General features: G+C 31.9%; 18 protein-coding genes. 5 read left to right on the top strand and 13 right to left on the bottom strand.

Annotated features, from left to right (window positions below; translation table 11 throughout):
- Positions 1-6: 6 nt before the first annotated feature.
- Both B3N22_RS17935 and gnd read right to left on the bottom strand, forming a co-directional pair.
- Complete coding sequence (locus tag B3N22_RS17935) at positions 7-1,008, bottom strand: D-isomer specific 2-hydroxyacid dehydrogenase family protein (RefSeq protein ID WP_286909188.1); 1,002 nt, start codon at positions 1,006-1,008, stop codon at positions 7-9.
- A 2-nt stretch (positions 1,009-1,010) separates the two neighbouring features.
- A complete protein-coding gene (gene gnd / locus B3N22_RS17930) occupies positions 1,011-1,913 on the bottom strand; it encodes a phosphogluconate dehydrogenase (NAD(+)-dependent, decarboxylating) (protein ID WP_286909186.1) in 903 nt (300 codons plus the stop codon).
- Between the two features lie 324 nt (positions 1,914-2,237).
- Here gnd and B3N22_RS17925 point away from each other — a divergent pair, with 324 nt between their 5' ends.
- Positions 2,238-3,086, top strand: a complete 849-nt coding sequence (locus B3N22_RS17925; RefSeq protein ID WP_286909184.1) for a MurR/RpiR family transcriptional regulator — start codon at positions 2,238-2,240, stop codon at positions 3,084-3,086.
- A gap of 125 nt (positions 3,087-3,211) precedes the next feature.
- Here B3N22_RS17925 and B3N22_RS17920 read toward each other — a convergent pair whose 3' ends face one another.
- From B3N22_RS17920 to B3N22_RS17905, 4 genes are all read right to left on the bottom strand, one after another.
- Positions 3,212-3,841 (bottom strand): Vat family streptogramin A O-acetyltransferase, encoded by a 630-nt coding sequence (locus tag B3N22_RS17920; RefSeq protein WP_286909182.1) that lies wholly within the window; start codon positions 3,839-3,841, stop codon positions 3,212-3,214.
- Positions 3,838-4,677, bottom strand: coding sequence for a nucleotidyltransferase domain-containing protein (locus B3N22_RS17915; RefSeq protein WP_286909180.1), 840 nt, complete (start codon positions 4,675-4,677; stop codon positions 3,838-3,840). Before B3N22_RS17915 ends, B3N22_RS17920 begins: the two co-directional genes overlap by 4 nt.
- A gap of 52 nt (positions 4,678-4,729) precedes the next feature.
- Positions 4,730-5,944, bottom strand: coding sequence for a macrolide efflux MFS transporter Mef(A) (gene mef(A) / locus B3N22_RS17910; protein ID WP_414632245.1), 1,215 nt, complete (start codon positions 5,942-5,944; stop codon positions 4,730-4,732).
- Between the two features lie 423 nt (positions 5,945-6,367).
- Positions 6,368-6,610 carry a hypothetical protein gene (locus tag B3N22_RS17905; protein ID WP_286909178.1) on the bottom strand — a complete coding sequence of 81 codons (243 nt, stop codon included), beginning with the start codon at positions 6,608-6,610 and terminating at the stop codon, positions 6,368-6,370.
- A gap of 285 nt (positions 6,611-6,895) precedes the next feature.
- Between B3N22_RS17905 and B3N22_RS17900 the strand changes: the two genes are divergently transcribed.
- The 4 genes from B3N22_RS17900 (at position 6,896) to B3N22_RS17885 (ending at position 8,305) form a co-directional block, all read left to right on the top strand.
- The gene (locus B3N22_RS17900; protein ID WP_286909176.1) at positions 6,896-7,336 is read left to right on the top strand and encodes a hypothetical protein; all 441 of its coding nucleotides are present in this window, start codon (positions 6,896-6,898) and stop codon (positions 7,334-7,336) included.
- A 108-nt stretch (positions 7,337-7,444) separates the two neighbouring features.
- Positions 7,445-7,633: a YvrJ family protein gene (locus tag B3N22_RS17895; RefSeq protein WP_286909174.1), complete on the top strand. Its 189-nt coding sequence runs from the start codon at positions 7,445-7,447 to the stop codon at positions 7,631-7,633.
- Between the two features lie 181 nt (positions 7,634-7,814).
- Positions 7,815-8,039: a DUF1659 domain-containing protein gene (locus B3N22_RS17890; protein ID WP_286909172.1), complete on the top strand. Its 225-nt coding sequence runs from the start codon at positions 7,815-7,817 to the stop codon at positions 8,037-8,039.
- 41 nt (positions 8,040-8,080) lie between these two features.
- Complete coding sequence (locus B3N22_RS17885; RefSeq protein ID WP_286909170.1) at positions 8,081-8,305, top strand: DUF2922 domain-containing protein; 225 nt, start codon at positions 8,081-8,083, stop codon at positions 8,303-8,305.
- Positions 8,306-8,425: 120 nt separating this feature from the next.
- Here the strand turns inward: B3N22_RS17885 and B3N22_RS17880 are convergent, their stop codons facing one another.
- The 7 genes from B3N22_RS17880 to B3N22_RS17850 all read right to left on the bottom strand — a co-directional run bounded on the left by B3N22_RS17880 (position 8,426) and on the right by B3N22_RS17850 (position 14,580).
- A complete protein-coding gene (locus tag B3N22_RS17880) occupies positions 8,426-9,892 on the bottom strand; it encodes a glycoside hydrolase family 1 protein (protein WP_286909169.1) in 1,467 nt (488 codons plus the stop codon).
- A gap of 17 nt (positions 9,893-9,909) precedes the next feature.
- Positions 9,910-10,809: an ROK family protein gene (locus B3N22_RS17875; protein WP_286909167.1), complete on the bottom strand. Its 900-nt coding sequence runs from the start codon at positions 10,807-10,809 to the stop codon at positions 9,910-9,912.
- A gap of 116 nt (positions 10,810-10,925) precedes the next feature.
- Positions 10,926-11,759 (bottom strand): alpha/beta hydrolase, encoded by an 834-nt coding sequence (locus B3N22_RS17870; protein ID WP_286909165.1) that lies wholly within the window; start codon positions 11,757-11,759, stop codon positions 10,926-10,928.
- A 47-nt stretch (positions 11,760-11,806) separates the two neighbouring features.
- A complete protein-coding gene (locus B3N22_RS17865) occupies positions 11,807-12,571 on the bottom strand; it encodes a ChbG/HpnK family deacetylase (protein WP_286909163.1) in 765 nt (254 codons plus the stop codon).
- A gap of 62 nt (positions 12,572-12,633) precedes the next feature.
- Positions 12,634-12,939: a PTS sugar transporter subunit IIA gene (locus B3N22_RS17860; protein WP_073017618.1), complete on the bottom strand. Its 306-nt coding sequence runs from the start codon at positions 12,937-12,939 to the stop codon at positions 12,634-12,636.
- A 22-nt stretch (positions 12,940-12,961) separates the two neighbouring features.
- Positions 12,962-13,264 carry a PTS sugar transporter subunit IIB gene (locus B3N22_RS17855; RefSeq protein ID WP_286909160.1) on the bottom strand — a complete coding sequence of 101 codons (303 nt, stop codon included), beginning with the start codon at positions 13,262-13,264 and terminating at the stop codon, positions 12,962-12,964.
- A 44-nt stretch (positions 13,265-13,308) separates the two neighbouring features.
- Entirely contained in the window at positions 13,309-14,580 is a 1,272-nt protein-coding gene (locus B3N22_RS17850) for a PTS sugar transporter subunit IIC (RefSeq protein WP_286909158.1), read from the bottom strand.
- Positions 14,581-14,595 lie beyond the last annotated feature (15 nt).

Raw genomic sequence — 14,595 nt, 5'->3', positions numbered from 1 at the left:
TTCCCCCTATTCTTTAATAAATTTACTTGCTGGCTGAACTGCCCTTTCTGGTAAAACCCCTTGAACTATTTGTTCGATATCTGTTACACATTTATTACCCATTTGTTCTAGACATTCCATAGTATAAGCTGATGTATGCGGAGTCATTACAACATTATCAAAAACTAAATATGGATGACTCTTTCTTCCTGGTTCTTCTTCTAAAACATCTGTGGCAAAACCAGCAATTTTTCCAGACTTCAATCCCTCAATAACCGCATTTTCATCTACTAATGCACCTCTAGCACTGTTGGATATATAAACACCGTCTTTCATCTTTTCAATTTCGTTTTTAGATATCATATGATAACTTTCTTCAGTTAAATTTGCACAAAGACAAATAATATCAGATGAAGTCAATAATGCATCTAATTCAACCTTTCTTGCCCCATAACTCTGTAAATATAAATCTGACTTGTATGGGTCATAGGCCAAAACATTACATCTAAAACCATTTCTAACAATCTCTACAACACAACTTCCTGTGTTCCCAACTCCAATAACCCCTACTGTTTTATTGAAAAGTGTATGACCAACAAATTCAGCTCTATCTTCCCAACGATCCGCTTTAACTCGATTACTGGATTCTACTGTTTTTCTTAATACAGCTAGCAGATTTGTAATGTTGTTTTCTGCCACTGCATCACGTTCTACTAAAGCTGGAACTATTGTAACAACAGTATCATGCTCTTTTGCTGCATTAATATCTATATTGTTGTATCCAATTCCATGACGTGTAATCAGTAAAAGTTCATCTTTATAATCAAAAAATTCTTTAGTAAAAAAAGGGGTTACACTTGCAATGATAATATTGTATCCACTTAATAATTTTGCAAGCTCTTTTCCATGCATTTCATTATCAACTTGAAAATAATCAACAGATCCTATTTTCTTCAAACGATCGATGTGCTCAGGGAATATCTTTCCAAAACTACTTGAATTAACAATTGCTATCTTATATTCTCTCATGTTTACTTATCCTTCTTTACAATAGCATGTCCACCAAATCCGTTTCGTAAAGCCGAAACCACTTTTGCAGAAAAACTATCATCTTCCTGAGACAAATTACGCATGAATAAACTTAAAGCAATTGTTGGCACTGCAATTCCCATATCCAAAGCTGTTTCAATAGTCCATTTTGCTTCTCCAGATGCAGCAACTACTCCCTTATAATCTTCTAGGTTTAGACTAGCTTTAAATTGTGATTCAGCAATTTCCATAAGCCAACTTCGAATAACCGATCCATTGTTCCAAACTTTCGCAACAGCAGCTAAATCGTAATCAAATTCACTTTCTTTAACAATTTGAAACCCTTCACCTATTGCTTGCATCATTCCATACTCGATTCCATTATGAACCATTTTCAAAAAGTGACCACTTCCAGATTTACCAGTATATAAGTAGCCATTTTCAACTGAGATATCTTTGAAAATAGGTTCTATATGCTTAAATACTTCGGGATCTCCACCAATCATTGTACATGCACCACTTAACGCTCCAGAAGTTCCACCTGATGTTCCACAATCAAAATAAGATATTTCTTTCTCCTTAAAAGTATTTGCACGTCGTATTGAGTCCTTAAAATTTGAATTTCCACCTTCAATAACGATGTCATTTGGAGAAAGCAACTTCAATAACTGATTCAATACAGTTTCCGTAATTTCTCCTGAAGGTAACATAGACCATATAACTCTTTTTTCAGTAAATGAAGTAATCATTTCCTCTAAATCATCAAATGTTTTTATACCTGCCTTTTCAGCATTTTCTTTTGCTTGTTCAGATAAATCATATCCCATAACATCATAACTTTGACTCTTCAAATTACATGCTATGTTTAAACCCATCTTGCCAAGACCTATAATAGCTATTTTCATACAATCCCTCCATTTCATGGTTTTATTTTATCAAAAAAATTTTTTTCTGTAAAGCTTTTTAGAAAAAAAATTTCTCTAAATATTTTTTTCCCTCGTATTTCTATTTTCACCTACTATTGCAATTTAAGAAATAATATGATATTCATATAAAGTAGCAACAACATTTAGCAAAATATTGACATGAAATTACTATTTGATATACTTATAACAACGCTATTTTTTATTAGTTTGATTTTTATATGATAATATTTAAAATATACATTCCAATCAATTTTTTTATTGTTTTGAAGTTACAATACACCATTTATACAAAGGAGGCCCAACATGGATGTATCTGTTAGACTTAAAATTAAATCATTATACAATGGATTAAGTACTAAAGAACAAAATATTGCAGATTATATACTTGAAAATCCAATTTCTGTGGCTCAAAATTCTATCAGCGATTTATCTGCTGAACTCAATGTTGCAGTCTCTACATTATTTCAATTTGCAAAAAAGCTAGGTTATTCTGGCTTTAGAGAATTTAAGATGGCCATCTTAGTTGAAGAAAATAATTTTTCAACTACATCAATTCATGAAAAGATTGAAATTGATGATAATGAGTTAACTATGGCACAGAAGGTCTTTGATTCAAACATTAAAACACTAACTAATACTAAGAAAATATTACAGTTAGACGATTTGAAAAAAGCAGCTGAAATTATATCAAATTCAAATCTACTATACTTTTTTGGTGTGGGTGGATCAGGTATACTTGCGGCAGATGCATATCATAAATTTTTACGTTCTCCAACTCATGTTCGTCATAGTACTGATTATCATATGCAACTTATGGAAGCATCTTTATTAACATCACAGGATTGTGCAATTTGTATTTCACATACAGGAAAATCAAAAGAAACTATCAAAATTGCTGAAGTAGTAAAAAAAGCTGGAGCAAAAGTAATTGTTATTACTAGCCACGCATCTTCTCCTTTAGCTAAGATGGGTGATATCGTTTTTATTTCTATATCTGAAGAAATAGAATTTCATTCAGAAGCTTTATCTTCTCGTATATCTCAATTGAGCATATTAGATTCACTCTATGTAATTTTGATGTTTATGAATAAAGATAAATCAAAAGAAGCTTTATCTAAAGTTAGACGCACTATATGGGACCTAAAGTATTAAAATCTACACCGTCAACATTTCAACATTATCCTTTAAAAGGAGCTGGCACTAAATAATTAGTGTCCAGCTCCTTTGGCATAAAAAATAAATCCTACACTCAAAAGAATGCAGGATTTATAGTAAATTTAAAACAATTTCTCTACCCCAACTCCAGATGTTAGATTTTCAAGATTATTAAATATCTTCTCTTCATCCCAATTCCACCATTGAAGTTTCAATAAAAACTCTATTTTTTCATCACTAAATCGTTTTTTAATAAATTTAGCTGGATTTCCACCATATATTGTATAAGGTTCTGCATCTCTTACTACAGTTGAGTTAGATGCTATAATTGCTCCATCTCCAACCTTAACACCAGGCATAATGGTTACATTTTGACCTATCCACACATCATTTCCAATTACTGTGTCTCCCTTAAAAGGAAGCTCATCTATTGTAGGCGTCACCTTTTCCCATCCGCAGCCAAAGATATTAAAAGGATAGGTTGTAATTCCATCCATTCTATGATTTGCTCCATTCATAATAAACTTAACTCCCTCTGCAATTGCACAGAACTTTCCTATTATCAGTTTATCCCCTAAAAATTCGTAATGATGCTCTATATTATCATAAAATTTCTCTGGAGACTTTTTATTATCGCTATAATAAGTGTATTCCCCAATCTCAACATTAGGTCTTTTAGGTAGGTTACTTATATAGCAAACTGTCTTTATATTTTCATTTGGATATAGTTTTTTCTTATCTGGTCCTATCATTGAATATTAACTCCCTTCAGTTCTTCAACCTCATCTACTAGTTTTTGAAGTATCGCTATTCCTTTTGTTGTACAATCTACATCACTTGATATTAAGGAAATAATCTTATCAATCTTTTCCTTGTAATTACTTGGCTTGATCTTAAAATCTTCAATCATTTTAACAGCCTTTTTCTCATTTATACAGTATTCCCTGTTTAGTGCAAATAAGACTTGATTCAGAGAGGATATGCTTCGAAAACAATGCCCACAAACATATGATATATCATCTTTATTTATATTTTTCTTGGCAAACATTAAAGAGAAACCTGCCTCAAACATAAAAAATTCAGATAACCCTTTCTGAAGAGCTGTTGGATAGAATTCTGCTTGCTTTTTTAATTCATAAAAATTTTCATCATTAGCGTATTGTATCTTGCTGATTGCCAATTCTCCACGGTACATGGCACTAATATATCCATGGGGATGTCCTGTCTGATAATTAGCAGTAACAATTCCTTGGTCCGTATCTTTAATTATTTGAACTACACGTTTTTTATCACGCAAAATCAAGTCAACATGATAACCATTTATGGCTAACCATCCACCTCCATTAACCCAATCACCCCAAGCTCCTGGAGGTACAATAAGGTTACTTCTATGCTCATCATCTAGCTCTGTAGCAACTTGATTGATCACAGTCAGGTCAAATAATTCTGAATTATAATAGATTCCGATATCTATGTCAGAATCCTCTGTATGTGTGCCTCTTGCACGTGAGCCACCTAATACAACACCTTCTATAAAAGGCAAATGGGATAATTTCTCTGTTACTAATTGAATGATATTATTTGTCATCCGAACACACTCCTTTTATCAATATCTAAAATACCATGTTTTCATTTTCTATTTAATCTAAATTCCTAATAGCAGTGACTAGAGGACAAACTATAGCAATAATAATTATTAAAACACCTGATATTAGAAACCAATAGTTTACACCTACTCTATCAGCAAACAATCCAGAGAGGATCAAGCCAAGAGGCATAGCTAAAGATATGATACTCCCTGTTAGAGAAAATACACGTCCTAAATATCCTGGCTTAATTTTTTCTTGATATAGAGCCGTTTGAACACCGCTGTAAAATGGAACTGAAAGCCCCATAACTGCGCAGCAAACTACAAATATTATAAACCCACTTGAAGGAAGAAGCCCTGAAATGGCCAAACTAACCCCCATCATAAATATAGATGCAGTTATTAATATTATTCTCTTTTTAAAGTTCCCAAATAGCCCCAACAGCAACCCACCTGCTAGCATACCAGAGGCATAGGCGATTTCTGTAATAGATACATGCATGGGTGTTCCCGAAAAATACTCCATGGTCATTAAAGGATAAAGTGCATTTATTGGCATATAAACAAACATATATAGTGTGCCTATAAGAAGCAATGCAAATAATCCTTTATTTTCTTTTAAAACATCAAATCCTTCCTTAAGCTCTTTCATAAAATGACTCTTCTGGCTTTGCCCCTCTATATTTAGCTTAGGAATTTTCACAAGCGCCACTGTAATACATGCAATTACAGCACCCAGCACATCCATGGCTATAATCGCATTTAATTCCCAAACAGAATATAAAAATGCGGCAGCAGCAGGGCTAATAATATAGCTTATGGATTGCAGTGATTGGCTATAACCAGCACATTTAGTTAGCTGTTCTTCTGGTACTAAAAGGGGAGTAACTGCACTTAACGCTGGGGAATGAAAAGCAGCTCCAATACTTCTTATAAACAGTACTATCATAACCATCCAAACTGGTAACTCCATATACAATGCAACAATAGCAAGTATAGCTCCAGCCCCAGCAATAATTAAATCAGCTACAATCATTATCTTTTTTCTGTCATAACGATCTACTAATACACCTATGGCAGGACCAAATACTGCATAAGGCAGAAATCCTACTAATGAAGCAATTGACAGAACCATAGCTGATCCTGTTTTTTCTGTAAGGTAAAAAATTATAGCCATTTGAAGAATAGCACTAGAAATAAGTGAAATTGCTTGTCCTGTCCATATCGTAAAAAAATCTTGTTTCCATTTCGAATTTTGTTTTATCATATCAAATTTCTCCTTGCATTTTTATTGTTGATTCCTTGTAAGTTTTAGGCAATAAAAAATGCAGGCTAAAATCCCCAATGGAATCTTTAGTCTGCATATCAACGTTAAAAAGACACAAAGAAAAACGCATAGCCTAATATAACTACACTCCCTCTATCTATGTCCTAATACGTAAAATAAGCACAACAAAAAAGCCCACCATTGTGGATGTTTTAAACGCTTTTTTTATTGCCTTCTTATCTTAAACGTACTGAATACATAGATATATGTCCTCCTTTAATTCACCAAATTTACATCATATTATCATAGATAATATATTCATGTCAAACTCTTCTATAGTGGTAAAAAAATAGATGCCATAAGGCACCTATAGAAAAAATAATTTTAATGAAGCTCTAAATAGCTTCTACAGTATTAAGAGGTTTAAAAATTGAATGTTCCTACAACCTTAGTAGTCCTATCATAATAATCCTTAGAAACTTCTTCAATTCCTTCACAAATCTCTTTTAGATTACAACGGCTACACTCTTTAATTACTCCATTTTCAAGTAAAGAGCAGCTTAACTCATCATCATAAGTAGAATTTTTAATTGCTAAGGCAATCTGCAGCTTATCAAAGCTCTGTCCCTCTTCTTTAGAACTTACAGTTATCCTATCTTTTATCATCTTAACACCTTCCTATCAAATTATTTCTGGTAGATTCTTTAAATCCTTGAAGTCCATCACAGAGAATATATGCACTTTTTATAATTATTGCTAGATATTCTTACCAATTTTAGAAATATAGATAGATATATTTTTCCCTATATATCTATCTAGCTATATAACTATATATAGTTTTTATGAGGCTTCAGGGCATTTTTCTAATAAAAACAGGTGGAATTTCGCATTAATTATTTCAACTTTTTCATATATCTGAATTAAACAATAAAATGTTGAGGAGATATGAGTATGAAAAAGAAAAGTTTTAAGAAAACAATTGTTGAAGATGAATTATCTTTTGAAGAAGATTTTGATGAAAGTGGATTTGATGTAGCCCCTCTTGGAACACAAGTATCTAGTTTTTCTTTTTGTAATGATGCCACTGAAGCAGATAAGTCTAATAATACAGATTTTAATAATAACACCAAAGATATTCTCTTAACTAAACAATCTAATAAAAAATCACTGGATAACCGTTATGGGAAACCAACTGCTAACGGTGCTGCTCCCCCTATTGATGGTGAGCCTTTTAACCTTAAACGCTGCCACAACTACAGAGAATCAACTATTAGAAAATTAAATGAACTTAAAGCAAAACATCCAGATGTTAATGTTTATTTATGTACCATACTGGATGAGGCCATTAATGTTTTTTATAATCTAACTTTTTATGAAAACAAAAAAGAATAATATGAATATTTTCTATTTATGCATATATCTTAAACAGCTAAGGATTTGATGAGACTTGAGAAAAAGTCTCTACAGGACAGAATCTAAAAGAAAGGGAGGTGATTTTCTATGGAAGTTAATGAACTAATATCCCTAATAGCCAATCTTGGATTTCCTGTTGCTATTAGTGCATATCTACTTATTAGACTGGAGAAGAACTTAAACAGTTTAACCGCATCTATAAACAAGCTTAATACAATTATTTCAACTAAGCTTGGAGTGGTTATAGATAATGGAAATGATGATAAAATCGCATAATTTTTTATAAAAGTTTCAGCAATAATTTTAGGTTTGGCATATATCTTATATGTACATGTGAAATTAAATTTGATGATTTCATCTAAGGCAAAAGGAATCTAATGAATTACACTCCTACGGAGGTAATTCTACAGCATTAAAGTGTATATCTTTTATGAATATGAGAAAGGAGGTGAGATGTATGGCTGTTAGTAAGGTTTTAAGTTCAACTTCTCTTGCTATTGAAGTGGAGAATGGTGTTAATGGATCTGGCAAAGTTGTCTATAAGAAGAAAAACTTCTCAGGTGTTAAGATTAATGCTGATCCCGAAAATGTATTTGATGTAGCTGAAGCCATCAAAGGTGTTTTAAGTAATCCTGCTCGTGATTACTTATTAAATGAAACATCAAAAATCGCTAATGTTTAAGTTTTAATCAATTTATTTTATTATAGAAAGGAGATGAATTTATGGAATATTCATTATCAATGACTTTTGTTACTGAAACTGGGGATAAGGTTTCCATGACAGTATCTGGTGTTAAGAGTGACATAACTAAATCTGAGATATCAGCTTTAATGGATACTATTATAGCTAAGGATGTTTTCTTAAGTAAAAATGGATCATTAACTGCTAAGTATACAGCTCAGTTAACTCAAAGAGCAGTTACTAAGTTTGATTTACAATACTCTTAGCATTTGTTCTAAGTAAAAAATAATTCAAGCGAACTATATTTTTAAGCACCTATCGACGATAGGTGCTTTATATAGTATAACTTTCTGAAATTTATAATTATTCTATAAAATAAACTTCTATTACTCTAAATCTTCACCATTAGTTTCAATAACTTTTTTATACCATTCAAAAGATTTCTTTTTTGATCTTTTTAATGTACCATTTCCCTTATCATCCATATCAACATAAACAAATCCATAACGTTTTTTCATTTCTCCAGTACCAGCTGAGACTAAATCTATACATCCCCAAGGAGTATATCCCCAAACCTCAACCCCATCATATTCAACTGCTTTTTTGATTTGTTTAATATGTTCCTTTAAATAGTCAATTCTATAATCATCATTAATTGAACCATCAGCTTCTATTGTATCTAGAGCACCCAATCCATTTTCTACTATCATTAGTGGCAATTGATATTTGTCATAAAGCCTATTAAGAACTAATCTTAAGCCTTCTGCATCTATTGGCCATCCCCACTCTGATTCTTTTAGATATGGATTTTTTACACCAGCTAGCTGATTTCCAAATGAACCTTCAGAATTCTTTTTAGTAGAGATAACTGAAGAATTATAATAACTAAAAGAAATAAAGTCTACAACTCCTTCTTTTAGGATATCCTCATCACCTACCTCTTTCTTTAAAACAACATTTTGTCTGTCTAATTCTTTTAATTTATAAGAAGGATAATATCCTCTACATTGAACATCATAATAGAAATCTTTAAAACCTCTTGAAATTTCCATTTCAGCTATAGAATCCTTAGGATTGCAAGTCTCTGGATAGAAAAGAATATTAGCTATCATAAGACCTATTTTAAAATCTGGATTGATTTCATGTCCTAATTTAACAATTTTAGCATTTGCTAATAAAAGATGATATATTGCTTGTTGTTGCTTTTGTAAATTAGAGGCATTAGTAATACCCAATTCTAGATAACTTCTTAAAAAATTTATCTCATTGAAGGTAAGCCAATATTTAACTTTATCTTTATATCTTCTGAAAATTGTATCACAATATTTTACAAAGAAATCTATTGTTCCTCTATGTAACCAGCCTTCATACTTAATAGCAAGGTTTAGCGGTAAATCAAAATGATTTATAGTTACTAATGGTTCAATTCCTTGTTTATGACATTCATCAAAAACTTCATCATAAAACTTCAAACCTTCTTCGTTTGCTATTTCATCATCCCCATTTGGGAAAATACGTGTCCAATTTATAGACATTCTAAAGGTCTTAAATCCCATTTCCCCCATTAGTGCAATATCTTCTTTATAATGATTATAAAAATCAGTAGCTACATGACTAGGATAATAGTTATTCTCCTCCACTACTGCTTTTGCATTTTCTGGTACATCTTCAAATCTTGATATTTTCTTTCTTTCACCATTTTCTAATTCAATAACTATCTTTCTTGGATTCTTCATATCACCGTCAGTAACTGTATCAGCAGTTGCTAGACCTTTTCCACCACTTAAATATCCACCTTCGTATTGGTTAGCGGCAGTAGCCCCACCCCATAAAAAATTTTTAGGAAAACTCATATTATTTATATCTCCTTTCAGATATTATTTTTACTAATAAAATTTTGTAGTGCACCTATTAGGTTTGAATCGTTTCTAAACTTACACGCCACAACAGTAGGTGCTGGAAAATCCACTGGTATCATGGATGCTAATTCGTGTATATTTTTTTGTATATATTCAATTAAAATATTTTGTGCACTTATTCCTCCTCCTATAGCTATTTTTTCTGGATTATAAATGTATTGTAAATTAAATAATTGCACAACTATTTTATAACAATATTCATCTAAGATTTCTAATACCTCTTTATCTCCTGAATTAGCATATTCAAAGACTTTTTCACCATTTATCTCTTCCTCAGATATATTTTTCACTGAAGCTACTTCGTTTATAAGTGCGTTAACTCCACAGGTTCTTGCCCACATAGATTCAATTGGATTTTTTTTAGTGTTTGAACTAGTCATAATAACACTAAACTCACCTGCAATAAAATCAGCACCTTTATGAAGTTTTTTATCCTTTATTATTCCTCCACCTATGCCTGTTCCTAATATTACTACTATTCCATCATTGCAATCCGATAGATTACCTAATGAAGCTTCTGCAAGTGCAGCACATTTCCCATCATTCTCTATAGTTATAGAAGTCGGACATCTCTTTTTAAGTATATCAACCATATCCCTTTTGTCATTATATGTTAATGCTCCACCAGTGAAAGTGTATCCTCTATCACTATCAATTCGTCCTGGCATACTTATTGCAATACCTTCAATCTCATCTTTGTATATATCATAAATTTCTCCAATGACTTCAACAAATGTTTCTAAAGAATCTTTAGGCGTTTTAACCTTCCCTTTTTTTAAGAACTCTGACTCCCTGTTCATTAGTGCATATTTAATTGCACTTCCGCCTATATCTAGTACTAAATATTTCATTTGAATCCCCCTTGGTTATTTTTGTTATTTCATATAGTTGAGTAATATCTCTATTGTAGATAAAATAAAAAGTCTTTAATATTCATTTTTTCCTCACGTAAATATTAAAATTATACTTACCTTCCTATATTTCCACTATTAATACCTGCATCACTACTTTCTAAAGGTAACCAATCAACCACTTTCTTTATATATCTGTTCCAGAAATCCCATTCATGTCCCCCAGGTCCTTCTTCATAAGTTATATCAAGACCAAGCTTTTCTACATAATTTCTAAAATCTCTGTTTGCTTCAATCAAATGATCCTGTTCGCCACATGCCATGTATATATTAGGTATATTGGCTTTCTTATCAATTAAGTCTTTTAAAAGCCACTTAGGGTTTTTATCACTATTTTCAACTTTTGTAAGATCTCCAAAAAATTCTTCCACAAAGCTACGCCTCTCCAAAAAGAACTCGGAATCATTTGTTCTTTTATCAATATTATCAAGAATTAATCCAGCTGAAAGTGCTGCTATATAACCAAAAGTATCATTGTATTTTAAACCATTTCTAAGAGCTCCATATCCCCCCATTGAAAGACCTGCTATATAAGTATCTTCTCTTTTGTGAGATAAATGAAACATTTTTCTAGTTACTTCAACAAGCTCTTTTCCTATAAATTCTCCGTAATTATTTTGAGCTAATGGATTATCTAGATAAAATGCATTATCTCCTGAAGGCATAACAACAGCTAAGCCCTTTTCTTCTGCCCATCTCTGAATATTAGTCCCAGAAACCCAATCAGTATAATTACCAAATATTCCATGTAGTAAATATAAAGTCTTAAATGGTTTCTGTTCTCTTTCAACCATACCTGGTAATAGTATTCTATCAACAGGTAGTATTACATTAATAGTAACTGTTCTAAACAGAGATTTTGATATAAAATTAGCTTGAATTAGCGCCATATTAACAACTCCTTTTAAAATCAATGATATATTAAAATATATTTTTTTTATTGTCTTAATTCTCCAAAGCTAATACGATTAATAGCGTGTTCCCTAAACCAATTAATAACTTTGGCATGACATAACGTCTCCAAATCCTTACATCTAGGTGTAGTAAGAGTAGAATTATCCAAAATAAATTGATCTAAGTATCCTGGATGAAAGTGTAACTCTACAATCTTGCCATCGCAGTCTAAAATATTCAAATCATCGTTAAGTATATTCTCAACAGAAAGTCCTTTTGACATTATGTTCATCATAATTTTAAAGTCACTTGGCCCTACGGTTTCCTTATATCCATGTAAATTTTCAGAAAATAATGAGGCATGAATGTTATATTCTAATGCTACATCTTTAAATGCCTTTTCTACAACTTCTCCAAAAACCGAATGTCCTTCTATATGTTGTGGATAATATCCAAGTAGTTCTTTAAATCTTTCCATCTGTGAAATAGTCTCTTTTTTTACATCTTCATATACAAAATTTTTGCTACCATTTCTGTAGTAAGAGGAACTCCAAAAATATCCATTTTCATCTACTAGCGATGGAATATCTTTGGGATTAGAACAGGGTTTGCCTAATACTAAATTTGTATGCTGTCCTATAAATAAATCTGGAAAGGATTTAGCTAATGAGACTGCATGTTCAGCAGCATCCATATTTACCATCAATGTTGTTGAAGATACAACACCATCTCTATATCCTTTAATAACACCGTAGTTAAATGCTTCTGACATACCAAAATCATCTGCATTAATAATTACATTAATCATTTCTACCTCCTATCTTTTCTTTTAAATATTGTTAAGGGGTGTTAATAAAACACCCCAAGTATCTATTTGTTTCTATAGAGTTCTATAATTTCACGCGCCATAATTTCTAGCACTTCAGCACTCATCATTTGATCCTCAGAATGAATTAGCAATAATCCAGCTTCTATTTTTTTACCAGATGACTCATTTTCAATTAATACTTTGTGAAACTTATGTCCGTCTTGAAATAATTTTTTACCTTCATTCATTAAATTAGTTGCTTTATTGAAATCTCCCTTTTTTGCAGCTTGTATTGCCTCTACATAACAAGAACGTGCAGAACCTACTGCTGAAATAATCTCAAAGCAAGTCATCTCCAAACCTTCCATGGTATGCTCTCCTTTCTATAACTTAAGCTAATTTAGACAAAGCCAATTCTAAAACCTTCTTGCCATTCATTGTTCCATAGTCCCTTATATCAATTACATCTACCGGTTTATCAGGTCCAACTGATTCCCTTACATTTTCAAGAGCATAACGAATTTGAGGTCCTAACAATACTATGTTTGCTTTATCTTTATTTTTTTCTAATTCTGACTCTGGTATAGCCCATATTTCAGCTTCTATTCCTTTTTCTTCTGCTGCTTGTCTCATTTTTTTTACCAATATGCTAGTTGACATCCCTGCTGAACAACATAATAATATATTAATCATCTTACATCTCTCCTTTATTAATTTACTGATACTATTAAATACTCTTATTCACCAATAGACTCTTCTTTCAAAGCTTGTCTATCTGCATATTTGAAGAATGGGAAGTATAATAACGTTACAGCTAAGATAGCACAACAGATACCTAAAGATGCAAATAATCCGGTTGTAATAGCAGCCCCTACTGGGGATGGCATTGTCCAAGGTAAGCTAATTGATGGATTCATTTTAGCATGAGCTCCAAGCTTAATAAATATCACACCAACTAAGGCACCTACTGGTGTAGATAAAAGCATTGGAATAAAGTAAATAGGATTAAACATTATAGGTACCCCAAATATTAATGGTTCATTAATATTAAATAATGATGGTACAATAGCTAGTTTTCCCATTGTCTTATAACGTTCTGACTTTGCAGTAAGCATACAAAATGCTAATCCTAAAGTTGACCCAGCTCCTCCAAGTCCTATATATGCTGCTATTGCTGAGAAGGCAAAATACGGTAATGGTTGTCCTGATTGGAATGCAGCAATATTTGCTGTACCAGCCGTTATAAGTACTGGCATATATACACTTAATATAGTGTTAGGATGTATTCCGAAGAACCATAAGAAATTTATAATCATAAATACAATTACAACAGACCAAGGTGATGCTCCAAATTTCATTATTGGTGATCCTATTGTTCCATTAATAAAATCGTATACATTACCATATGTTGTAGCATCAAAACCAATACGTGCAAACAATACAACTATAAAAACTATTATTGCTATAAAAGTTGGACTTAATGATTTAGACACCATTTCAGGTACGCTATCAGGCATTTTAATTACAAGACCTTTTTTATCGAGATAACAATATAAATGTGTTACTAGTAAGGCTATAATCATTCCACCAAAAATAGCTGTACTTCCTAAATAGTTTTTTGTTAGTGCAAGTATTGGTGCATTATCAACCATAACTTGTTGTGGCATTAGAATAATATATGAACCTAAAGACAACATACTAGCTGTCATGCCATCATGTCCTTTTAACTTTGCATAATTATATGCAATAGCAAATACAATGTATAATGCCATAAGCTGGGTTGTCCCATTAATAACGGCATTCATGTGCACATCTACTCCAGTTTTTGCAAGAAAATCAGTCCAAGACTTTAGCGGAAAATTTACTGCTATTGCTATTAAGCAGGTTCCAAGAGTAAGTGGCATTGTGGACATCATTCCCATTGTAAGGGCTTTTATGACTTTATTTTTATTTAATTTAGCCATTGGCGGCATAACCTTTTTTTCCATGGTTTCCATTATGTTAGACATATTTCATTTCTCCTT

Origin of the sequence: Clostridium sp. UBA1652 (assembly GCF_002320975.1) — a bacterium.
In the GTDB taxonomy this organism is placed as follows: Bacteria; Bacillota; Clostridia; order Clostridiales; family Clostridiaceae; genus Clostridium_T; species Clostridium_T intestinale.
The sequence above is the reverse complement of the archived record's forward strand: the minus strand, read 5'-3'. Positions and strand labels throughout refer to the sequence as shown.